Origin of the sequence: Neolewinella sp., from assembly GCF_965214665.1 — a bacterium.
Taxonomy (GTDB): Bacteria; Bacteroidota; Bacteroidia; order Chitinophagales; family Saprospiraceae; genus Neolewinella.
The window spans coordinates 2,322,895-2,343,955 of the sequence record NZ_OZ243970.1 but is presented as its reverse complement, the minus strand read 5'-3'; the positions used below and the strand labels follow the sequence as shown (position 1 = coordinate 2,343,955).

The 21,061-nt window shown below is 61.0% G+C and carries 22 protein-coding genes; 15 read left to right on the top strand and 7 right to left on the bottom strand.

Translation table 11 applies throughout. The features are described from left to right. Window positions 1-2 precede the first annotated feature (2 nt). From rpsE to ACOOHD_RS10075, 7 genes are all read left to right on the top strand, one after another. A complete protein-coding gene (gene rpsE, locus ACOOHD_RS10105; protein WP_420457755.1) occupies window positions 3-572 on the top strand; it encodes a 30S ribosomal protein S5 in 570 nt (189 codons plus the stop codon). Window positions 573-609: 37 nt separating this feature from the next. Beyond that, window positions 610-783 carry a 50S ribosomal protein L30 gene (gene rpmD / locus ACOOHD_RS10100; protein ID WP_420457754.1) on the top strand — a complete coding sequence of 58 codons (174 nt, stop codon included), beginning with the start codon at window positions 610-612 and terminating at the stop codon, window positions 781-783. 166 nt (window positions 784-949) lie between these two features. Next, window positions 950-1,396, top strand: coding sequence for a 50S ribosomal protein L15 (rplO, locus tag ACOOHD_RS10095; protein ID WP_420457753.1), 447 nt, complete (start codon window positions 950-952; stop codon window positions 1,394-1,396). 12 nt (window positions 1,397-1,408) lie between these two features. Then, the gene (gene secY, locus ACOOHD_RS10090; RefSeq protein WP_420457752.1) at window positions 1,409-2,779 is read left to right on the top strand and encodes a preprotein translocase subunit SecY; all 1,371 of its coding nucleotides are present in this window, start codon (window positions 1,409-1,411) and stop codon (window positions 2,777-2,779) included. A gap of 77 nt (window positions 2,780-2,856) precedes the next feature. Next, entirely contained in the window at window positions 2,857-4,239 is a 1,383-nt protein-coding gene (locus ACOOHD_RS10085; RefSeq protein WP_420457751.1) for an MATE family efflux transporter, read from the top strand. Further along, window positions 4,236-5,447: an NAD(P)/FAD-dependent oxidoreductase gene (locus ACOOHD_RS10080; RefSeq protein ID WP_420457750.1), complete on the top strand. Its 1,212-nt coding sequence runs from the start codon at window positions 4,236-4,238 to the stop codon at window positions 5,445-5,447. Before ACOOHD_RS10085 ends, ACOOHD_RS10080 begins: the two co-directional genes overlap by 4 nt. A 27-nt stretch (window positions 5,448-5,474) precedes the next feature. Further along, entirely contained in the window at window positions 5,475-5,699 is a 225-nt protein-coding gene (locus ACOOHD_RS10075; RefSeq protein WP_420457749.1) for a response regulator, read from the top strand. 638 nt (window positions 5,700-6,337) lie between these two features. On the opposite strand, the gene ACOOHD_RS10070 is transcribed toward ACOOHD_RS10075, so the two are convergent. After that, window positions 6,338-7,954 (bottom strand): sodium:solute symporter family protein, encoded by a 1,617-nt coding sequence (locus ACOOHD_RS10070; RefSeq protein ID WP_420457748.1) that lies wholly within the window; start codon window positions 7,952-7,954, stop codon window positions 6,338-6,340. A 38-nt stretch (window positions 7,955-7,992) separates the two neighbouring features. On the opposite strand from ACOOHD_RS10070, the gene ACOOHD_RS10065 reads away from it, so the two are divergent. The 6 genes from ACOOHD_RS10065 (at window position 7,993) to ACOOHD_RS10040 (ending at window position 13,622) form a co-directional block, all read left to right on the top strand. Further along, the gene (locus tag ACOOHD_RS10065) at window positions 7,993-8,682 is read left to right on the top strand and encodes a M15 family metallopeptidase (protein WP_420457747.1); all 690 of its coding nucleotides are present in this window, start codon (window positions 7,993-7,995) and stop codon (window positions 8,680-8,682) included. Next, window positions 8,672-10,189, top strand: coding sequence for a BCCT family transporter (locus ACOOHD_RS10060; protein ID WP_420457746.1), 1,518 nt, complete (start codon window positions 8,672-8,674; stop codon window positions 10,187-10,189). The genes ACOOHD_RS10065 and ACOOHD_RS10060 overlap by 11 nt, the downstream gene beginning before the upstream one ends. A gap of 67 nt (window positions 10,190-10,256) precedes the next feature. Then, the gene (locus ACOOHD_RS10055) at window positions 10,257-11,228 is read left to right on the top strand and encodes an AAA family ATPase (protein ID WP_420457745.1); all 972 of its coding nucleotides are present in this window, start codon (window positions 10,257-10,259) and stop codon (window positions 11,226-11,228) included. 14 nt (window positions 11,229-11,242) lie between these two features. Beyond that, window positions 11,243-11,629, top strand: coding sequence for an SET domain-containing protein (locus ACOOHD_RS10050; RefSeq protein WP_420457744.1), 387 nt, complete (start codon window positions 11,243-11,245; stop codon window positions 11,627-11,629). A gap of 509 nt (window positions 11,630-12,138) precedes the next feature. Beyond that, on the top strand, window positions 12,139-12,714 hold the full coding sequence (locus ACOOHD_RS10045; protein ID WP_420457743.1) for a hypothetical protein: 576 nt from the start codon (window positions 12,139-12,141) through the stop codon (window positions 12,712-12,714). 32 nt (window positions 12,715-12,746) lie between these two features. After that, window positions 12,747-13,622 (top strand): glycosyltransferase, encoded by an 876-nt coding sequence (locus ACOOHD_RS10040; protein WP_420457742.1) that lies wholly within the window; start codon window positions 12,747-12,749, stop codon window positions 13,620-13,622. On the opposite strand, the gene ACOOHD_RS10035 is transcribed toward ACOOHD_RS10040, so the two are convergent. Both ACOOHD_RS10035 and egtB read right to left on the bottom strand, forming a co-directional pair. Continuing rightward, window positions 13,588-14,490 carry an L-histidine N(alpha)-methyltransferase gene (locus tag ACOOHD_RS10035; protein WP_420457741.1) on the bottom strand — a complete coding sequence of 301 codons (903 nt, stop codon included), beginning with the start codon at window positions 14,488-14,490 and terminating at the stop codon, window positions 13,588-13,590. The genes ACOOHD_RS10040 and ACOOHD_RS10035 overlap by 35 nt on opposite strands. Before the next feature lie 72 nt (window positions 14,491-14,562). Continuing rightward, complete coding sequence (gene egtB / locus ACOOHD_RS10030; RefSeq protein ID WP_420457740.1) at window positions 14,563-15,825, bottom strand: ergothioneine biosynthesis protein EgtB; 1,263 nt, start codon at window positions 15,823-15,825, stop codon at window positions 14,563-14,565. A gap of 158 nt (window positions 15,826-15,983) precedes the next feature. On the opposite strand from egtB, the gene ACOOHD_RS10025 reads away from it, so the two are divergent. Further along, window positions 15,984-16,601, top strand: a complete 618-nt coding sequence (locus ACOOHD_RS10025; RefSeq protein ID WP_420457739.1) for a TIGR04282 family arsenosugar biosynthesis glycosyltransferase — start codon at window positions 15,984-15,986, stop codon at window positions 16,599-16,601. An 11-nt stretch (window positions 16,602-16,612) separates the two neighbouring features. On the opposite strand, the gene aroC is transcribed toward ACOOHD_RS10025, so the two are convergent. The 3 genes from aroC to ACOOHD_RS10010 form a co-directional block, all read right to left on the bottom strand. Beyond that, window positions 16,613-17,689: a chorismate synthase gene (aroC, locus tag ACOOHD_RS10020; RefSeq protein WP_420457738.1), complete on the bottom strand. Its 1,077-nt coding sequence runs from the start codon at window positions 17,687-17,689 to the stop codon at window positions 16,613-16,615. Between the two features lie 84 nt (window positions 17,690-17,773). Further along, a complete protein-coding gene (locus ACOOHD_RS10015; RefSeq protein WP_420457737.1) occupies window positions 17,774-18,748 on the bottom strand; it encodes a glycosyltransferase in 975 nt (324 codons plus the stop codon). After that, window positions 18,745-19,731, bottom strand: a complete 987-nt coding sequence (locus ACOOHD_RS10010) for a glycosyltransferase family 2 protein (RefSeq protein ID WP_420457736.1) — start codon at window positions 19,729-19,731, stop codon at window positions 18,745-18,747. The genes ACOOHD_RS10015 and ACOOHD_RS10010 overlap by 4 nt, the downstream gene beginning before the upstream one ends. An 87-nt stretch (window positions 19,732-19,818) precedes the next feature. Between ACOOHD_RS10010 and coaD the strand changes: the two genes are divergently transcribed. After that, window positions 19,819-20,298 carry a pantetheine-phosphate adenylyltransferase gene (gene coaD / locus ACOOHD_RS10005; protein ID WP_420457735.1) on the top strand — a complete coding sequence of 160 codons (480 nt, stop codon included), beginning with the start codon at window positions 19,819-19,821 and terminating at the stop codon, window positions 20,296-20,298. On the opposite strand, the gene recR is transcribed toward coaD, so the two are convergent. Further along, the gene (gene recR / locus ACOOHD_RS10000; RefSeq protein ID WP_420457734.1) at window positions 20,263-20,862 is read right to left on the bottom strand and encodes a recombination mediator RecR; all 600 of its coding nucleotides are present in this window, start codon (window positions 20,860-20,862) and stop codon (window positions 20,263-20,265) included. The two genes, coaD and recR, sit on opposite strands and share 36 nt — an antisense overlap. Between the last annotated feature and the right edge of the window lie 199 nt (window positions 20,863-21,061).

The following is a 21,061-nucleotide window of genomic DNA, read 5'->3' as shown; positions in this document are numbered from 1 at the left end:
CAATGGCTGATAACAGAAACAATAGCGGTGGCGGTGGCCGGAACCGGCGCGACAACAATCGCGGCCGCAACAACCGCGGCGACCAGCACGAGTCCGACCTAAAGGAAAAAATGGTCTCCCTCAACCGGGTGTCCAAAGTCACTAAGGGTGGACGCACCTTTACCTTCGCCGCCATCGTAGTGGTTGGCGACGGCAAGGGGAAAGTTGGTCACGGAATGGGTAAGGCCCGGGATATCTCCGAGGCCATCCAGAAAGCTACCGACGTAGCCCGCAAGAGTATGATCAAGGTGCCGCTGTTTAAGGGGACCATCCCCCACGAGCAGCTCGGAAAGTACGGGGCCGGCAAGGTTCTCCTCAAGCCCGCCAGCGAGGGTACCGGTGTTATCGCCGGTGGTGCCATGCGCGCCGTCCTCGACATTGCTGGGGTGCACAATGTACTGGCCAAGTCCCAGGGCTCTTCCAATCCCCACAACGTGATCAAAGCGACCATCGACGCCCTGCAGAAGCTGCGCAGCCCGCAGACCATCGCTAAGCAGCGTGGCATCTCCATGGAGAAGCTCTTCGAAGGCTAGCCTTCCTCACCCGCCCGCCGGGCACAAATCAGCTAGTATGGCTACCATCAAAATCACCCAGGTTAAGAGTGTCATCGACCGGCCCAAAAGCCAAAAGGATACCATCAAAGCCCTTGGAATCAAAAAAATGCACCAGACCGTGGAGCGGGAGGATACTCCGGTGATCCGCGGCATGGTTAATAAAGTATCTCACTTAGTCACAGTAGAGTAGACGGCCTTCGGCAGGTAGACGCTGCGCTAGTTAGACGGCTTCGCCTGGTTAGACGCTACGCTGTTAGACAGATTAACAGCGAAGCATCTGACAACGCAGCATCTAACCAGCCGGCAGGCGTCTAACCAGCGAAGCGTCTAATCGCGAAGCGATCTAATATCCAACCATGGAACTCAATAACCTAAAACCAGCCGACGGCTCCACCAAATCCCGCAAGCGCGTAGCACGCGGGCAGGGCTCCGGACGCGGTGGTACCTCCACCCGCGGTCACAAGGGGGCCAAGTCGCGCAGTGGCTACAAGAGCAAACGTAACTTCGAGGGCGGTCAGATGCCGCTGCAAATGCGGTTGCCAAAACGCGGTTTTAATAGCCCGAATCGCGTGGAATACGTAGCTTTGAACCTCAAGAAGCTCCAGGAGATCAGCGAGAAGTACGGACTCACCGAAATTACCCCCACCGCCCTGTATGATGCCGGCATCATTAAGAAAAATGATCGGGTCAAGGTGCTAGGGAATGGATCGGTCACTACCGCACTTACCGTGACGGCCCACGCCGCCAGCGCCTCCGCTAAGGTAGCCATCGAGCAAGCCGGTGGCAGTGTGACCATCGCCTAAACAGTACCCGCCATGAAGTTTTTCGAGAACATAAAGAACATCTGGGCGATCGACGAGCTGCGCAACCGCATCCTCTTCACGCTCGCGCTGATGGCCGTGTACCGTCTCGGATCCTTCATCGTGCTCCCCGGAGCCGACGTAGCTGCCCTCAAGGCCAGCCTCGCCAATCAGGGGGATGCCAACGATCTGCTGGGACTGATCAACCTCTTCACCGGTGGGGCCTTCAACAACGCCTCCATCATGGCCCTGGGCATCATGCCCTACATCACGGCCAGTATTATCGTGCAGCTACTCGGATTCGCGGTGCCTTACTTCCAGAAACTCCAGAAAACGGAAGGAGAAAGCGGCCGCAAGAAACTTACCCAAATCACCCGAGCCCTTACCGTGGCCATCACGCTCGTACAGGGTGCCGGCTACCTTACCTACATCCGCTCGCAGGGCGGAGTAAGCCCGGCCGTATCGGAGTCGATCTTCTGGATTAGCGGCATCATTATCCTTTCCACCGGCACCATCTTCGCCATGTGGCTGGGTGAGCGGATCACGGATCGGGGGATCGGCAATGGTGTATCGTTACTCATTACGGTAGGTATCATCGTCGGGTTACCGGCTGCTCTCGGTTTCGAGTTACAGTCCCGCCTGCAGGCCGGTGCGCTACTCATCTTCGTTCTGGAGATGCTTGGCTTCTTCTTGGTGACCATGGCTACGGTGATGATCGTCACCGGGGTGCGCAAGATCCCCATTCAGTTCGCTAAGCGCATGGTGGGGCGTGGTCAGGGCGCTGCGCCTTCAGCTACCTCCCGCGATTACATCCCCCTCAAGGTCAATGCCTCGGGCGTAATGCCGATCATTTTCGCTCAGGCGTTGATGTTCGTGCCCGCTAGCCTTGCCGGCTTTGCCGGTGGTGATGCCGAGACCAGCTGGCTGGCCCTACAGTTCAACGACTTTACCTCCCCGGTTTATAACATCGTGTACTTCGTACTCGTAGTAGCTTTTACCTACGTATACACCGCCCTGGTGGTCAACCCCAGTCAGTACACCGAGTACCTCAAGCGGCAGAATGCCTTCATCCCCGGTATCCGTGGCGGTACCGAAACCGAGGAGTACATCGACTCCATCACGAGTCGCATTACCCTGCCGGGGTCCATTCTTTTGGGATTGATTGCTATATTGCCCGCGTTCGTAGCCGGGCTCGGCGTCAACCAGCAGTTTGCCATCTTCTTCGGTGGTACCTCACTGATCATCATGGTAGGCGTGGTGCTCGATACCCTACAACAAATAGATACTTATCTGCTCATGCGCAAGTACGACGGCCTTTCTAAGGAAGGACGTCTACAGGGTCGGGGAACCGGCAGCCGGATGCAGCAGATTGGTGCCGATTTTTAGCCTTCAAAATCAGAATTTATCTTCCGAGCGGATGCCCCCAGGGTATCCGCTCTTTTTTTGGCTCACCCCCCGCGACCATGAAGATCTGGCAGCTAGTGCGATCCGCCGTCCGGGGTGATGCTTATGACTACACCCGGGGTAGCGTGCGCCGCGCCATCGTACTGCTGGCCATCCCCATGATGCTGGAAATGGCTATGGAGAGCATCTTCGCCCTCGTCGATGCGTTCTTTGTGGGCCGTATTGGGGTGGCGGCACTCACTACGGTCGGCCTCACGGAGGTGATGATGACCCTTATCTATGCCCTTGGTGTGGGACTGAGCGTAGCTCCCATGGCGCTCATCGCGCGCTTTATCGGCGAGAAGAATCCCGCGCTGGCAAGCCGGGCGGCCGGACAGTCCATTGCCCTCACCGTACTAGTCAGCCTACTCATTGCCGTACCCGCCTATCTCTACGCCGCCGATCTGCTGCGCCTGATGGGGGCGGGCCCCGGGGTGGTTGCCGAGGGGGTGGGCTACACCCGCATTCTATTCGCCGGTAACGGCATCATCATGCTCCTGTTTCTACTCAACGGGGTGTTTCGTGGAGCGGGAGAGGCCGCTACGGCCATGCGGGTGCTGTGGGTTGCCAATGGCATCAATATCGTCCTCGATCCGGTATTGATATTCGGCCTGGGGCCGGTGCCGGGCTTCGGCGTGGAGGGAGCCGCCATCGCTACCACGATCGGGCGGGGCACGGGGGTGGCCTACCAACTCTATATCCTGTCCTCCGGTCGCTCGGTAGTCCGGCTACGTACTACGCGCTGGGCCATTGATTTGGCAATGCAGGTACGCATACTCAAGATTGCGGGCAACGGGGCATTTCAGTACCTCATCAACTCCGCCTGCTGGATCTTTCTGGCGCGGATCGTGGCCAGTTTCGGGGCGGCGGCCGTGGCGGGTTATACCGTTAGCATTCGGCTTATTCTCTTCACGCTCCTACCGGCCTGGGGGCTTTCCAACGCAGCGGCAACCTTCGTGGGGCAAAACCTGGGGGCCAGGCAGCCCGAACGTGCGGAATCCGGGGTGTGGTGGACACTGCGCATCACCTGTGTCTATCTGGCCCTCCTCTCCGTAGGCTACTACCTTCTGGCGGGGCCGCTGGTGCAATCCTTTACGAACGACGCCGTGGCAGTGGGTTACGGCGTTGACGCGCTACGGGTGTTCGCGCTGGGCTACGTATTCTTCGGGCTGGGACTTATCCCGGTGCAGGCGTTCAACGGAGCGGGCGACACATTTACCCCTACGGTGCTCAATTTCCTGTGTCAGTGGGTACTGGGTATTCCACTGAGCTACTACCTGGCCGTCCAACTAGGCTATGCAGTGCAGGGGGTAATTTCGGCGACGGTGGTGGCGGAGATCACGCTGGCTATCCTTGCGCTAATCCTGTTTCGGCGGGGAGCCTGGAAAACCAAGGAAATATGAACCGACGCACGATCATCGTCGGGGGGGGCGCGGCCGGTTTTTTCTCCGCCATTGCGCTAGCCGAGGCTCATCCCGGTGAGGAGATCGTGCTGCTGGAGCGGGGCAAGTCCGTCCTGCAGAAGGTGCGCATAAGTGGTGGGGGCCGCTGCAACGTGACCCACGCCTGCTGGGAGCCGCGGGAGCTCATCAAGTACTATCCCCGGGGCGGTAAGGAGCTACTTGGCCCGTTTCATAAGTTCGCCTGCGGGGATACCATGGCCTGGTTCGCGGACCGCGGGGTGGAGCTCAAGGTAGAAGAGGACGGTCGGGTGTTCCCCGTTTCGGATAGCTCCCAGACCATTATCGACTGTCTGTGGGGGGAGGCGAAGCGATTGGGAGTGCGGGTCCTTACCGGAGCCCGGGTGACCCGACTGCTTGCACCTGCGGCCCCGCCCGCTGCATCCTGGACGGTGTACGTTGACGGGCAGGGGTACAAAGCAGAACGCTTGGTGGTGACCACGGGGAGTAATCCGGCGGTCTGGAAGCTGCTGGCCGAGCTGGGCCATACGATCGTCGATCCGGTGCCCTCACTGTTTGCCTTCAATATTGACGAGCCGCGCTTGACGGAGCTAGCCGGGATAAGTCTGCCGTGGGCGCAACTGCACATCGCCGGCGATAAATTGCAGGCGGAAGGGCCGCTACTGATCACCCATAAGGGGCTGAGCGGGCCGGCCGTACTGCGGCTGAGCGCCTGGGGGGCACGGGAGCTTCACCCCCGAAAGTACGCCTTCGGTATTGGAGTAAACTGGGTGGCCCGGCGCGCACAGGAGGTAGGCAAGGAGCTCAGGGTCCTGAAACAGGAGCTAGCCCGTAAGCAGCTGGGAACGCTGGCACAGTTTGGCCTACCGCAACGCTTATGGCAGTATCTGCTGAGCGTGGCCGCGGTGGACGCCACTACGCAGTGGGCGCAGTTAAGTAAGCGGGAGTTGCTGGCCCTGGGGAGCACCCTAACGGACAGCCGCTACTGCGTAGACGGTAAAGCTACCAACAAGGAGGAATTTACGACGGCCGGTGGGGTGGACCTGCGGGAGATCGACTTTCGTACTTTCCAGTCCCGGGTGCATCCGAGTCTCTACCTGGCCGGCGAGGTACTGGATATCGATGCGATCACGGGAGGCTTTAATTTTCAGGCGGCCTGGACGGGCGGCTACTTAATCGGGCGGGCGTGAGCGGGTGGGGTAGTGTACATTTGGCCCATGCCACATACGCGTATCCTGATCGTGGAGGACGCGCCCATCATCGCCGCCGACCTGCAGGACCGACTCGAACAGCTCGGTTATACCGTGGTAGGTAGCCTGGCTACCGGCGAGGCCGCGCTTCAGTGGGCACGGCAATCTCCCCCTGATTTAATCCTAATGGACGTGCAGCTCGCCGGACCGCTCGATGGGGTGGAGACGGCAATGCGCGCGCTCAGGGCATAGTAGGTAGCAAATCGGCTGGTGTCGCGCGCATAGAGTTGCTCGGCCCGTCTCAAGTAGCGGGCCACTGAATCCGAAGCCGCCATTTCTGCGTAGTAGTCACCGACCAGCTCGTTGGCTTCCGCCAGCAAAAAAGAGTTACTCCCCTGCGCTGCCCACCGTAGGGCCTCCCGGGAAATATCGCGCGCTATCAAGCTGCACAACGGTGAAGTACAGCACACGGTCGAGTAGGCTATCCGCAACCGTGGCGTGTTGGGACCGGAGGGGACAACTCGTTAGCCCCAGTAACATCCACAGCAGAGGAAAGCGTAGCCGCATGCAGGTCGAATATTCGGCACTAAAGATAGCGTAGCCACCAAAAGGATATGAAATGACTGCTCTGGCCACACAAGTGACCGCCTGCTGTAGCGCCCTTCTCTGACTTATTATCAGTTTGGGGTGTGGGTCTAGTAGTTTTGCTCGCGAGCTACGCTAGCGGCCCTGCTGCCCGATGGGGCAGGGTCACTATTGATAACTGGGATTTAGCTAGGGTTTTAATTCGGGCTTCCGGAACGTGGGGAGCCGCTTTTCATACGTTGGGAACACCTATTTTCACACGCACTGGATTACCGTAACACGAGTATTGATTTTGACACTGTGACTTACACGTTTTCATTTCGACCCGGACAGGCTTTCGCTCGTCCGGGTTTTTTGCCCCGCCGCCCCGGGTACGGTGCCAGTCGCGAAACCCCCAGGATTGTAGCCAAACCGCTGAGCATTGCCAGCGTACGAAAGGGAAAATCTGCCGGGTAGGGCAGGTAGGCCGGCAGCCCCAGCGTCTCATCACCCCCCCCGAAGCGTAGAAAGGCAGCGAGCAGAAAGCCGGCTAGCGCCCCGTAGCCATTCGCCCGCCGGTCGAACAACGCACAGACTAGGGCCGGAAACAGCAGGCAGTACACGAAGTCCGAGCAGAGGAACCACAGGGCGTATACGCTCTTTACCCGAAAAGCAATGAGCGTAGCGGCCGTGCCCACGATCCAGATCGTACGCTGGATGAATCTGGCCAGTTTGCCGTCCGGTAGCCCCGGATCGACCAGTGGGCGGTACACGTTCCACACCCCCATGCTACTGGCACTCAGCACGCTGCTGTCTACGCTCGACATCACGGCCGCCGCCACCGCGCCCAGTCCGATCACCGCTACTACCGGATTAGTCAGGTAGCGTACTACCCATGGGAGGGTGGCACTGGCATCCGGCGGCGGGCCTACCGTGAGGGCCGACCAATCGACCGTAGCCGATACCATACCGATCAGCACCGGCGCTACGGCAGCTAGCAGGCACACCACGCCGGCAATAAGGCTGAGCCGCACGGCCGTGCCCTCGTCGCGCGCCGCCAGCACCCGTTGGAAGTACACCTGCCAGGGGATACCCCCGAAGACGAGCAGCAGGGCGTAGTCCCACCAGGTCCAGTAGCTCTCGCCGAGCGCCTCCCGCGAGGGGAAGAGGCGGGCCGCCGCCCCAAACTTCGCCGTATAGGCCGCGTACGTAGCCTCCAAGCCGCCGGTAAACGATAGGGCAAAGGGCACGATCAGGGCAAGACCGAACAGCAGGATCAAGAGCTGCACCACATCCGTCATCGCCACCGCCCAGAGCCCCCCCAGGGCGGTGTAGGCTACCGCAATGGCCGCCGAAAGCAAGATGGCCGTTTCCAAATCAATCCCCAGTACCGTCCCGAAGGTAACCCCCAGGGCGGTCAGGATCGCGGCCGTCCAGAACAGCTCCCCGGTCAGGGCCGGCAGGAACAACACGGCGGTCAGGCGGGTGCCGTAGCGCTCCGTTAGTGGATCGAGCATCGTGCGGTAGCGTCGGCGTCGCATCGTGCGGGCAAAGAACAGTCCACCCACGACCAGGGAAAGGGCGTAGCCCCACGGCGCCTGTACCCACACCAGCCCCTGGGTGGCCGTGTACTCCGCCGTGCCGTTGATGAAGCCCCCACCCACCCAGGTAGCGCTCATGGTACAGATCGCCACGAAAAGGGGCAGGTTACGGCCGGCGAGCATCATGCCGTCGGCGTCGTTGTCCTCCGCGCGCCGCTTGCCGGCTGCCCGCGCGCCGATATAGTATACTAAGGCGTAAAAGATGGCCATGCTGCCGAAGGCCGGCCAGTGCACCTCCTCGTTGGTAAAAAAATATAGGTAGCCGGCCGCACTACCGAGTAGTAGCCCCAGAAAGAGAAGGGGGCGGAGCGTACCCGGGGAGCCTGCGTCGTCGTGAGCCATGGGGCGACAAAGTACACGCCAAGCCTTAATTTGACCCCGTGTCCCGATTCGCCCTGCTCTTCCTGTTAGCTTGCACCCGCGGCCCCGCCCCGGAACAGCGTACCGTGCTACAGGCAGCCTTTCCGATTACCCCGCCGGTGGTGGCCGTGGAGCTGCCCGCCCCGCCGCCCGATTACGATACGACGGAGTGGACCGAGCTCGTCCGCCTGGATTCCAGTATCGCGCTCGAGCTGCGCTATGCGACCACGGACAACTTTATGGAGCGCAAAATTTACGACTGCGGCCGCTGCTTCTACCGCCCCAGAGTGGCCCGGGCCCTGGCCGCCGCGCAACGGGAATTCACCGCCCGCGGCCTCGGCCTCAAGCTGTACGACTGCTACCGCCCCGGCCCCTACCAGCAGCGGCTCTGGGACGTACTACCCGACGCCCGCTACGTGGCCAACCCCAAGCGTGGTAGCCTGCACAGCCGCGGGGCTGCCGCTGATCTCACCCTCATCAACCTGGATACCGGCGTGGAAGTAGACATGGGCACTCCGTACGACTTTTTCGGCGAGGCCGCCTACACTACCACCACCGACCTGCCGGCCGACGTGCTGCAAAACCGGGCCATCCTGCAGGATGTGCTCGTGCGCCACGGCTTTGCCACGATCCGCACCGAGTGGTGGCACTTCAACTTCACCGGGCCGCGCTACCCACTGAGTGACTGGACCTGGGACTGTGGCGAATAGACCTCCCCACGTCCGCTACGGCGTGCTGCTGCCGCCGCTGCTGCCCCTGCTGCTGTGCGCCGTGCTGGCCCTGCGCGATCCACTTGAACTGATCGCCTACGCCCGCGGGGCCAGTGACTGGATCCTACAGCACTTCGACTGGCTATTCTCCTGGTCGTGCAGTGCTTTTCTGCTGCTGCTCGGGGCAGTGTACCTGAGCCCTCTGGGCCGTACCGTGATCGGTGGGGTAGGGGCCGAGCGGCTGCTTTCCCCCTGGCGCTGGTTTGCCATTACGGCCTGTACCACCATCGCTACGGGTATCCTTTTTTGGGGCATTGCCGAGCCGGTGTACCACGTAAGTGCGCCGCCGCCGGCGGGGGTGGGGGAGCCGGCCGTCTTCGCCCTTTCCACGCTCTTTCTGCACTGGACGCTCACGCCCTACGCCATTTATACGGTCGGTGGGTTGCTCTTCGCCCTCGGATTTTACAACCACCGGGAGCCCTTTTCACTCAGCACGCTGCTGGTGCCGCTGTTCGGGGAGCGGGCGCACACCCACGGGGCGGCGGCCATTGATGCGGTCTGCCTGTTTGCCCTAGTGGCGGGTATGGCAGCGGCGCTCGGGGCGGGTAGCCTGGCGCTACAGGGCGGTCTTGCGGGGTATGCGGGCGGGGCCGCCGGTGCAAGCCCTCTGGAGCTGGGGGCGTTTATCGCTGCCATCGTCGTTGCCTTTAGCATCTCGGCTGCGAGTGGCCTGCAACGGGGGATACGGCTGCTATCCAACTGGAATATCATCGGCTTCATCCTGCTGGCCCTCTTCGTCTTCTTCACGGGACCGACGGGGGAAACGCTGGGGCTGGCGGGGCGGGCGGCCGTGGACTTTGTGTTAACCTTCGTGCCGCGTAATCTGGGTATCGACTCGGGTATTCCGGCCGACTGGAGTCACGCCTGGACGACCTTCTACTGGGCCAACTGGTACGCCTGGGCACCCATCACCGCGCTCTTTCTGGGGCGGCTGGCGCGGGGGTATACGGTGCGGCGTTTCATCGAGGTGAATCTGCTGGCTACCTCCTTGTTCGGCGCGTTCTGGATGGTAGCCTTCGGGGGTACGGCTCTGGTGCTGGATGGGCAGTCGGGTGGGGTGCTTTCCGCCACGCTGGCCGCCGGCGGGCCAGAAGCCGTAGCCTATGCCCTGCTGGGGGAGCTACCGGGGGTGCGGGTGACGGCGGTCATGTTTTTACTGTTGGTGTTCCTGTCCTACGTCACGGCGGCGGACTCCAACGTATCGGCCATGAGCGCGCTTTGTATGCACGACATCGGTCCGGACTCAGCCGAGGCCCCCGTGGGGATCAAACTGCTCTGGGGCGCGGTGATCGGCACGACCTCCTGGGTGCTGGTATCGTTTGCGGGGCTGGACGGGATCCGGCTCATCTCTACCCTCGGCGGTTTTCCGGCTATGGGGCTGCTGATCCTGGGGGCGGTGGGCTTGGGGCGGCTGGCTTATCAAAGCTTTTCGGCGGGTAGGGAGTAAACTGGCCGGGCGACTGCACAACATTCCGGCACGCAACACCTTTTTAGACCACTACCACCTTACCCCTATGGCTACCCCCCCATTTACCTCTGACGTCGCGGCCGTCGACGCCCTGGCCCAAGCTTACCAAGACCTGCGTACGGAGATTGGCAAGGTCATCGTCGGGCAGCAGGAGGTCGTGAAAACCGTCCTGATCTCCCTATTCTCTAATGGCCATTCGTTGCTGGTCGGCGTACCCGGCCTGGCCAAAACCCTACTGGTATCGACCATCTCGGAGGTGCTGGACCTGGACTTCAAGCGCGTACAGTTCACCCCCGACCTGATGCCGACTGACATCACCGGCTCGGAGATTCTCAACGACGAGCGCCACTTTGAGTTCAACCCCGGCCCGCTGTTCGCCAATATCGTACTGGCCGACGAGATCAACCGTACGCCCCCTAAGACCCAGGCAGCCCTGCTGGAGGCGATGCAGGAACGCTCCGTGACCGTCAGCGGAGTGCGCCATAAACTACCGGCCCCCTTCTTCGTGCTCGCCACCCAGAACCCCATCGAGCAGGAGGGCACCTACCCCCTGCCGGAGGCGCAGCTTGACCGCTTTATGTTCAACATCCCGCTGGACTATCCCAGCTACGAGGAGGAACTGGCCGTGGTGCGGGGTACGACCGGCATCGACCGCAGCAGCGTCAATCACGTGCTGAGCGGGGAGGAGATCCTGTTTTTTCAGCAGCTCGTCCGTAAGATTCCCATCAGCGACAACGTGCTCGAGTACGCCGTCAAGCTCACCGGCAAGACACGCCCCAATACTAGTCGTGCGGGCAGTAGCGTAAACGAGTACATCAGCTGGGGAGCCGGTCCACGGGCCAGTCAGTACCTGGTGCTCGGCGCTAAGTGCCACGCCGCCATCAACGGCAAGTACAGCCCCGACATCGAGGACGTACAGGCCATCGCCAAATACGTGCTGCGCCACCGCATCGTGCGCAACTACAAGGCCGAGGCGGAGGGCATTACCGAGGAGCGCGTCATCGAGGGGCTCTTTTAGCACGAGGACACGCTATGCCGGTACAAAGCATTCCCGGACTTTACGTCCGACCCAGTCCCCGGGGTGGCCGCGGCGTATACACCAGCGAGCCGATTGCGGAGGGCTCCGTCGTCGAGCTGGCCCCGGTCATCGAGCTGAGTGCCGCCGACCGCAGGCAAATACACGAAACCGGCCTGCACGATTACTACTTCGTGTGGGGCGAGGGAGCCGCCCTGGCGCTAGGCTTCGGCTCGCTGTACAATCATTCCCCTACCCCCAACCTCGACTACGAGATGGACTACGACTTTCGGCAGATCCGCTTTTCGGCCCTGCGCCCCGTTACTGCCGGAGAAGAACTCCTGATTGACTACCTGGCCGGGGACGAGCGGGAGACACTGTGGTTCACAGTTGAAAATCCATAATTTGACTGATGCGGTGAAGACATTCTTTGGAATTATTATAACGATTAGCCCTTATAGTTGAGCGTACAGTATAATTTGTACATTTTTATTACAAAAACTTGTAGATTAAGCTGCATTGGTTGCATCTTTGCTATTGCAAGGACGAAGCAACGGCTGCGTCCGGTTATACTGTAGGGTGATGAAATTGGCAGCCATGCCCGCTGGTCTCGCGGGTGGGGAAGCCGGGATAAACGCAGTTCAGGGCTCCGCGCGAGCGCCGCTCCGCCTCCGCGGAGCGCTGAAGTGTGGCTAACCGCCCCGTGTAGGTTCGACTCCTACCCTTACAGCCTCATAAGCAGTACGATGTACGATTTGGTTGCGGACGAGTACTAGCTTTGTACTAAGTTGGCTAGTCGATGATCGATCACGGGCGGTATCTGATAGCGATTTTTCGTCTACGACTCTCGCGCCTATCTGTTCCCCCAAACTCTTCTGGGGTCGATACCGCCTGGCTGGATCGGTTGTTTCAAGTGCTCGACCTACTATTTGTATTCGATGCCTACGAGGCGGTCAGTAACCAACTTACACCTAACCTGCGCCGGCTCACCCCACTCGAGCACGATCGGCTGTACGATATCTTCGGTGATAGTGTGCCCTACGATCGTATCCGGCTTGACGAACGCGCCTATGTGGGCCCCCGTTGCCACCCCATCTGCTACGTCAGTTTTCATACCATCAATAGTTGGGGACCTATCCCACTCGCGATCCTGGTGCACGAGGTGATGCACGTGTGGCAGTACGTCCACCACGGAGCTTGCTACATCCCCCGGGCACTAGCCGGCCAGCGTACCGTAGCCGGGTATGATTACGGAGGGCAGGCTGGACTGACGGCTACCCGACATATCCGGCACTTTAACTATGAGCAGCAGGCCTCCGTGGTAGAAGATGCCTACCGCCTGTCGCGGGGCCTACCGACCCGCTATCTACACGGGGTCGGGAAAGCAGAGGGGCAGAGCCTGTTGCAGCCATTTGTGCAACAGCTGCGTCGTCGTAGACTTCCCGTAGCGTATATTCATACAGATCGGCGAAAGCATTCCGGCACCTAGGGCGTAGCTTTGACCGTTCCTTAGCCTCCGCTATGCTTTCGATTTGTGTACCCGTCTATAACTACGATGCGCGTCCCCTCGTCCAAACGCTCGTGCGACAGGCAGCAGCGTTGAGTGAGCCCATCGAGGTACTGGTCTACGAAGACGGTAGCCACCCGGAGCAGCAACGCGTGAATCAACCCCTGACCGAGCTGCCCGCCGTCCGCTACCGGGCACTGACAGAGAATACCGGTCGGGCCAGTATCCGCAACCGCATGGCGCGTGATGCACAGTATGCCACGCTGGTGATGCTGGACGTGGATAGCGATCCTAATCCTAATTACCTACGCAACTACCTAAGCCGGCCCGCAGCGGCTACCGTAGTGGTGGGCGGTACCAGCTACTTTGAGCAGCCCCCCGCCGACCCGGACTTGTATCTCCACTGGCACTATGGCCGTTACCGCGAGGTCCTTGCACCCGCGCGCCGCCGCCCGCGTCCCTACCTGCACTTTCAGAGTAATAATTTTCGGGTCGACCGGCAGTTTTTTCTCGACCATCCTTTTCCCGAGGTGCACAGCTACGGGCACGAGGATACGCTCTGGGGGCAGCTGCTGGCCCCCGCCGGTACGCACATCGAGTACATCGATAACCCCGTGACCCACCTGGGATTGGATCGTACCGATGTATTCCTGGCCAAACAACGGCAGGCAGTGGAAACCCTTAAGGATCTGCGCAGATCACACCCTACACTGACCACGCGCCTCACGATTTTTGCCGACCGGTATCCCCGCCTTTCACAATTGACGGAGGCGTTACCCGAGGAGTGGCTACTACGCTACCTGCACCGCACGCACAGTCTCAGGGCCCTAGATATGCTCAAGCTGAAGTGGTGGATCACGGGTTGGGCACTTGCCATAGGCTATTCGTGAACAGCAGCCGGTCGTCCGTAAAGTGGTGTTGGAAGCTGAAGCCCGCCGCGTCGGCCATGCCCTCGATCTCACGCAGGTTGTACTTCTGACTGATCTCTACGGCGATGGGCTCCCAGGCCCGGAACTGGAACTGCCGCTTGAGTGCCTGTAGGTGTACCGTCTGTGGTTCGATGGGCAGTAGGAAGCTACGGGCCGCTCCCTCGGCCGGATCGTAGGTCTCCCAGTGCCGCCAGCAGTCGAGCTCGAAGTTGCCCCCCAGCTCCCGGTTGATGCGGACGAGCAGGTTCAGGTTGAAAGCCGCGGTGAGCCCACCGGCGTCGTTGTAGGCGGCCAGCACCATGCCGGGGTCTTTTTTTAGGTCGAAGCCCGTAAGTAGAAGATCATCGGGGCTCAGGAAGGAGTATAGCCGCTGGAGTACGGCGACGGCTTCGGCGGGGCTAAAGTTGCCGATGTTAGCTCCCGGAAAGAGCAGCAGGCGCTGCCGGCCACCGGTGGCCGTGCCCAATCGGTTAAGCGCCTCGAAGTAATCGGCCTGGATGGGGTTGAAATCGAGCGTCGGCCAGCGCAATTTGATAAGGTTGCCGAGTTCGGCCAGGGCGCTTCCACTCAGGTCGATGGGCCGGTAGCTGAACTTGAGCCCCGCCCGCAGAAACTCCTCGATGAGAATCTGGGTCTTACTGCCATCGCCGGCTCCAAGCTCGATGAGATCGAACGGACGGCCGTCGAGGGCCTCGATAAGCTGTGGTACGCTCTGGCGGTAGATGCACGCTTCGGCTTCCGTGAGGTAGTATTCCGGGCAGCGCATGATCTGCCGAAAGAGTTCCGTGCCCCGGTCGTCGTAAAACCACTTGCTACTTAATTGGCGCACGGGGCGGTTTAGCCCTTCCAGCACGTCCTGGGCAAAAGCACTTATGCGAGAAGTAGGGGTAAACGTCATGGTTTATTGGTCTTTGGCAAGGCGGATGCCGGTAAATTGCCACCGCTTGTCGGGCTGAAAGAAATTACGGTACGTGGGGCGGATATGACTGCGGGGGGTGGCACAGCTACCCCCCCGCAGCACCATTTGATTGATCATGAACTTACCGTTGTACTCCCCCAGGGCCCCCTGCGGGCGGGGATAACGGGGGTAGGGAAGGTACGCCGAATTCGTCCATTCCCAGCAGTGACCTAGAAACTGGTAATCAAACGTACCGGTAGCCGCCAGCGGGTGGTAAGCCTCGCGCTCGACCCAATTGCCCCGCGGGTCGACCTCCGGGTTGAGCGTGTTACAGGCGATCTCCCACTCAAACTCGGTGGCCAGGCGGGCCCCCGCCCAGCGGGCGTAGGCATCGGCCTCGTACCAACTGATGTGGGTGACCGGTAGGTTGGGGTCGATCTCCTCGAGGCCTTTGTGCAGGGTGTAGTGCCGCCAACCGGCCTCGGTCCGGTACCAGTACAGGGGGGCAGGTTCCTCCAGGCCGCGCGCCCACTCGATCCCGTCCATCTGCCAGAGCTCAAAGCGCTCATAGCCCCCGTCGGCCATGAAGGTCAGGTATTCACCGTTGGTCACCAGGCGTGAGGCGATGCCGTAGTCCTGGAGTAAGACCTCGTGGGCGCCAAGCTCGTTGTCCCAGCAGAAGCCCGGGCCCCGATGCCCGACACCGTAGCGGCCTGCGGGAACGGAGATGTAGGCAAGCGAGGGTGGGGGGGAGGTGGGGATGACCAGGTCGCGGTACGGAGGGTAAAGAGGGTTGTTACCGAAAATATTCTTGATGTCCGTCAGTAGCAGCTCCTGGTGCTGCTGCTCGTGGTGCAATCCAAGCTCGGTCAGGGTAGCAACCTGGGGAAGACGCAGGGCCAGTAGATGCTGCATGGCCGCGTCTACGTGAGCGCGGTAGTCCAGAATGACCTTCAGCCCGGGGCGGCTCATATTACCGCGCTGACTCCGCTCGATGCGGTCCCCCTGACTTTCGTAGTAGCTGTTGAAGAAGTAGTTAAGCCGCTCGTCAAAGCGCCGGTAGCCGGGCAGATACTCCGCCAGGAGGAAGTTTTCAAAGAACCAGCTGGTATGACCTAGGTGCCACTTGGGAGGGCTCACGTCAGCCCGCGGCTGTACGACGTAGTCTTCCTGCTGCAGGGGAGCGCATAGGTACACGGACTGCTCCCGTACCCGGGTGTAGTGCCGCGCGACTTCGGAAGAGGGGGTGGTAATAGTTCGCGTCACGCTCCTGGCTATTTGTTCTGCACCTTCACTTCCTTCCAGAACGCCACGGAGTCACGAATGTGTTCGGCCCGCGGTAGCGGATTGGCGAGGGGCGTAGGCCTTCATGTAACTGCTCCGTACAGCCGGGGGTTGGGCGCGGCATCACTTATCTTGCCGCCATGCCCCAGCCCGCTCTGATCGTCATGGTCAAAAACCCCATTGCCGGCCGGACCAAAACCCGCCTAGCCCAGGATGTAGGCGACGCTATGGCCCTGCACATGTACGGTATCTTGCTGCGATACACCCGCGATCAGGCACTCGGCCTGCAGGACACCACGCGCTACCTTTACTACTCCGATCACGTGGCCACGGACGACGACTGGCCCGCCGACCGCTTCGTCAAACTCCTCCAGGTAGGCCAGGACCTGGGGCAGCGCATGGCCGGGGCCTTCGATCACGCTTTCACCCGCGGGCACGACCGGGTCATCATCATTGGGAGCGACTGTCCGGGGGTCACCACCGAGTTGCTCGAAGAGGCCTTTGTATCCCTCGCCGACCATGATATTGTGGTAGGCCCGGCGAACGACGGCGGGTACTACCTGCTAGGCATGCGGCGGCCGCAACCGTTTTTATTTACCGAGATGCCCTGGAGCACCTCCGAGGTCCTGGAAGAAACGCTGGCGCGGACGCAGGTGCAGGGCCTGTCGACCTACCAACTGCCCTACCTCAGCGACGTAGACCATCTGGAGGACTGGCTCGGCTATGGGTGGGCCTTACCGGACGGCTACGCAGATTGACGGGGTGACGATTACAATTTATTCCCCCGCGCCCGCAGGGCGTGGTCGGACAGCACCAGAGCAACCATCGCGTCCACGATCGGCACGGCCCGGGGCAGCACGCAGGGGTCGTGGCGGCCCTTACCCACCACGGTCACGGCCTCACCGGCCTCGTTGACGCTTTCCTGATCGGAGACGATGGTAGCCACCGGCTTAAATGCGGCGCGGAAGTAGATGTCCTCGCCATTGGAAATACCGCCCTGAATGCCGCCGCTGCGGTTGGTGCGGGTGCGCACCCGGCCGTCGACGTCGGTATAGAATGCATCATTATGGGCGCTGCCCCGCAGAGTCACTCCTGCGAAGCCACTACCGTAGTCGAAACCCTTGCAGGCATTGATGCTCAGGATGGCCTTGCCCAGATCGGCGTGCAGCTTATCAAAGACCGGCTCGCCCCAGCCCGGGGGAACGCCGCGGATCACGCACTTGACGATGCCACCGATGGTATCGCCGGCCTTGCGCACGGTGAGTATTTCTTGTTCCATCTCCGCGGCGGTGGCCGGATCGGGGCAGCGTACGTCGTTGCTGTCGATCTGGTCGAGGTTAAGCTCCTCGTGCGGAAGGTCGGTGGCGATACTGCCCACCTGGTCGACGTAGCTATAAATGCTGATTCCAAAGTGGGCCAGCAGTTGCTTGGCCACGGCGCCGGCGGCCACGCGGGCGGCGGTTTCGCGGGCCGAGGAGCGGCCGCCGCCGCGGTAGTCGCGGTGGCCGTACTTGACCGCGAAGGTATAGTCGGCGTGGCTGGGCCGGTACTTATCGTAGATGTGGCTGTAGTCCTTGCTGCGCTGATCCTGGTTGTAGATTACCATACCGATGGGCGTGCCGGTGGTGCGTCCTTCGAAGGTACCGCTGAGGATTTCTACCGTATCGCCCTCCTTACGCTGGGTGACCAGGCGGCTCTGTCCGGGGCGGCGGCGGGCCATCTCGTGCTGGATGGCCTCCACATCGAGGGGCAGTCCGGCGGGGCAGCCGTCGATGGTCACCCCCAGGCCGCGGCCGTGGCTTTCGCCGAAGGTGGTGATGCGGAAGAGGGTGCCGAAAGTGTTCAAGGGTAGATCGCTTCGCTCGTTAGACCCTTCGGGGTAGACCGGCTGCGCCGGTTAGACCGCTTCGCGGGTAGAACGCGGAAGGTACTACGATTTCAGGAGCTGCTTGAGGGCAGGGTGGAGATAGCGGGTCAGAAGGAGGCGGCTGCATTCGAGGGGGGCGAAGCCGAGGGTGGGGTACAGGCGGGTGTAGCGGGGCATCAGTTCAAGCGGCCGGTCCGGCAGCGGCCAGGGGCGGGCGGCGCCGAAGTAGCTGGCGTAGGCTGCACTGGCGGCCGGCAGGTCGTGGGTAGCTAGCATGCGCACGGCGCGTAGGAGAGCACCGAGGAAGTAGGGGGCGTGCTGCTGCCAGTAGGTGGGGCGGGTGGTGAACAGGTAATCGTTGGCGTCGGCCAGGAAGCGAACGCGGTTGGCCTGTTTGCCAGCTGGGTCCGCATTAGTGATGCGGGGTGCATCGTGGTGGTGATAGTAGCTCTTTATGGTAGGGTCTATACGGGGGATGGCACCGGTGCGGAGCAACTGGAACCAGAGCTCGCAGTCCTGATTGCTAGTCAGCGATTCGTCCCAACCGCCGGCTGCATAGAGGGCAGTGCGCCGCAATAGATTAGCGTGGGTACAGCCAGTGCGGTAGCCGTGGAAAAGACCGAACCACAGATCGGGGTGGGGTAGAGTATCCAGAGTATTGCCATCGGGATAAAGGTGACGGTAGCCTCCTACTACCCAGTCTGTTGTACCGGCCAGACTCAGCTGGTCGGCTATTTTGTCCGCGTCCAAAGTGTCATCGGCATCCAGAAACTGTAGCCATTCGCCATGACTTAGGGCTACGCCGTGGTTTCTGGCAGCCGGTGCACCGGGTGTAGCGCAGTTGCCGAAGCGCACGTGAGTTGGGTGAGATCGCACGAATGCTCCGGCAATTTGTCCAGTTAGGTCCGTAGAGCCGTTATTGACAATGATTACCTCCCATCCGCCCCGCACCTGCGACCCCGCCCGGATGGCTGACCGGATGGCCCGCTCCAGGAACAGGGCTGCGTTAAGGGCGGGGATGATGATGGAGACTTTCACCGGTGTGGTAGGTGGAACTTGATGCTTTTACTGACGCGGTGCCTAACCATTTCGTAGAGCCCACGGGGTTCGGCCAGCAACTGTACGCACCAGGAACACGCCCGCCCGACCTTCCCCCGGCGTAGGGCCGCAAAGATCAGCCACTTGAGGTGACGAGCGGCGAAAACACTGTAGGATACGGTACGCCGGGTTGCTGGAAAACGGCGGCGGTAGGTCCTAAGATCACGGATTCGTTGGGCGACGCGCTCCTCGCTAAGGTAGGCTGGACTACGGGTGAGGCTGGCCGGTTGCGCCTCACAAACGGAGCGTACAGTGGGGTCGTAGTAGGCCGGACCCCGCTGACTAATGAGCAGGAAAAAATAGTGATCGGCCGCCACTACCGCCTCGTAGCCCTGCGGCCAGTCACCGAAGATGCGGGTGCGAAAAAAGAACGAACTGGTATGGACGCGAATATTGCGGTCGGCGCAGAAGAAGGCGTGATCATAGAAGCCGGCGGCGGGCTTTCGCTCTGGGGGGTCGCTGCGTAGGTAGGTCTCATCGGGGATGAGCTTACCGTCGGAACCGACCATAGTGCAACGCGTATCGTGAAGGCTGATACTCAACTCGGGGTGTCGCTCCATCACCTCATACTGCGACTGTAGCTTGTGGGGGTCGATCCAGTAATCGTCTCCATCCAGCAGGGCGGTGTACTTGCCGCGGCAGGCCATGGGGTTGCGCATGTTGTTTTGCCGGCCGGGAGTGCCCGGAAGGCGTTGATCGTACAGTAGTAGCCTGATCTTATCGGGATGGCGAGTACGGTACCGTTCAAGAATATCACGGGTACCGTCGGTAGAACAGTCGTCACCCACCACGATCTCATAATCGAAGCTGACTTGCTGAGCTAGGATGCTATCCAGTGTACGCTCGATCAGGTGCGCCTGGTTATAGGTGACTACCGATACACTTACCTCCGGCCAGTTCTCCTGGCGCCAGTCCTGGGGCACGGGGGGTAGATGGTACGGGCTAGTAGGAGGTGTGTGCATGAGGGTAAGGCGGGTAAATTTACTATCGAATGGACTAACTTAACCCCCATGCATACCGCCGTCTTCCCCGGATCCTTCGACCCCATCACCACCGGCCACGTCGATCTAGTGCGCCGCGCCGTCCCGCTATTCGACCGCATCGTGGTGGCCGTAGGCATCAACAGTCAGAAAAGCTACCTCTTTGGGTTGGAGCAGCGCATGCAGTGGCTACGGGAGGTGTTTGCCGATGAGCCCACGGTGCGCGTAGACAGTTTCGAGGGGCTTACAGCACACTACTGCTCGCGGATTGGAGCACGCTACCTGCTGCGGGGATTGCGCAACAGCAGTGACTTCGATTACGAAAAGACCATCTCCCAGCTCAACGGCATCGTCGGCGACGGGCTCGAAACCTTCTTTCTCATCAGCCAGCCCACCTACAGCCACATCAGCTCCACCATCGTGCGTGAGATCATCAAGGGCGGTGGGGATGCGCGGCCCTTTTTGCCGGACACGCTACAGCTTCCGGCGCGCCACGATACTCCGGCCTAGGGTCACCTCGTCGGCATACTCGAGCTCGCCCCCAAAACTCACCCCGCGGGCAATACTGCTGACCTGCACCTGGGCCTCGGTGAGCTGCTTATTGATGTAAAAAATAGTCGTATCGCCCTCGATGGTGGGGCTGATAGCCATGATCACCTCCTCCACTTCCGGCTCCCGGGCGCGCTGCACAAGGGTGTCGATGTTGAGATCGGCCGGGCCGATGCCCTCGATGGGCGAAATCACCCCACCCAGCACGTGGTACACCCCGCGGTACTGCTGGGTCTCTTCGATGGCCATCACGTCACGTATGCTCTCCACGACGCAGATGATAGTCTTATCCCGGCGGGCATCCCGGCAGATGCTACACACGCTCTGATCGCTGAGGTTGCCGCAGGTGATGCAGTGCTGGATGTTCTGCCGCATGGTGGCAATGGCGCGGGCCAGCTGGCTGCTGTCTTCGGTGGGCCGCTGTACGAGATGAAGCACCAGCCGCAGGGCGGTCTTGGGTCCGATGCCGGGTAGGCCGGCGAAGGCGTTGACGGCGTCTTCGATCAGGCGGGAGGAAAATTGCATGCGAATAGTTGGGACTAGGGATGTGCCCCTGTGGGGCTAGGGAGCGCTGCGCGGGGGACGGGGGATACCCCACGTCTTAATGCGAAGCAGTCCCTAAGCACGCCGAGCGTGCACATCCCTCCTCGACAAAACAATCACACCCCCTTACAGTTTGTTTATCCCGTGGTTAGGCCCCAAATTTGCCGGCCCCCGATCACTA

What these genes read in the sequence shown, in the direction of transcription:
- rpsE (WP_420457755.1), top strand. Translation starts at nt 3, where the DNA reads ATGGCTGATAACAGAAACAATAGCGGTGGCGGTGGCCGGAACCGGCGC.
- rpmD (WP_420457754.1), top strand. Translation starts at nt 610, where the DNA reads ATGGCTACCATCAAAATCACCCAGGTTAAGAGTGTCATCGACCGGCCC.
- rplO (WP_420457753.1), top strand. Translation starts at nt 950, where the DNA reads ATGGAACTCAATAACCTAAAACCAGCCGACGGCTCCACCAAATCCCGC.
- secY (WP_420457752.1), top strand. Translation starts at nt 1,409, where the DNA reads ATGAAGTTTTTCGAGAACATAAAGAACATCTGGGCGATCGACGAGCTG.
- ACOOHD_RS10085 (WP_420457751.1), top strand. Translation starts at nt 2,857, where the DNA reads ATGAAGATCTGGCAGCTAGTGCGATCCGCCGTCCGGGGTGATGCTTAT.
- ACOOHD_RS10080 (WP_420457750.1), top strand. Translation starts at nt 4,236, where the DNA reads ATGAACCGACGCACGATCATCGTCGGGGGGGGCGCGGCCGGTTTTTTC.
- ACOOHD_RS10075 (WP_420457749.1), top strand. Translation starts at nt 5,475, where the DNA reads ATGCCACATACGCGTATCCTGATCGTGGAGGACGCGCCCATCATCGCC.
- ACOOHD_RS10070 (WP_420457748.1), bottom strand. Translation starts at nt 7,954, where the DNA reads ATGGCTCACGACGACGCAGGCTCCCCGGGTACGCTCCGCCCCCTTCTC.
- ACOOHD_RS10055 (WP_420457745.1), top strand. Translation starts at nt 10,257, where the DNA reads ATGGCTACCCCCCCATTTACCTCTGACGTCGCGGCCGTCGACGCCCTG.
- ACOOHD_RS10050 (WP_420457744.1), top strand. Translation starts at nt 11,243, where the DNA reads ATGCCGGTACAAAGCATTCCCGGACTTTACGTCCGACCCAGTCCCCGG.
- ACOOHD_RS10040 (WP_420457742.1), top strand. Translation starts at nt 12,747, where the DNA reads ATGCTTTCGATTTGTGTACCCGTCTATAACTACGATGCGCGTCCCCTC.
- ACOOHD_RS10025 (WP_420457739.1), top strand. Translation starts at nt 15,984, where the DNA reads ATGCCCCAGCCCGCTCTGATCGTCATGGTCAAAAACCCCATTGCCGGC.
- coaD (WP_420457735.1), top strand. Translation starts at nt 19,819, where the DNA reads ATGCATACCGCCGTCTTCCCCGGATCCTTCGACCCCATCACCACCGGC.
- recR (WP_420457734.1), bottom strand. Translation starts at nt 20,862, where the DNA reads ATGCAATTTTCCTCCCGCCTGATCGAAGACGCCGTCAACGCCTTCGCC.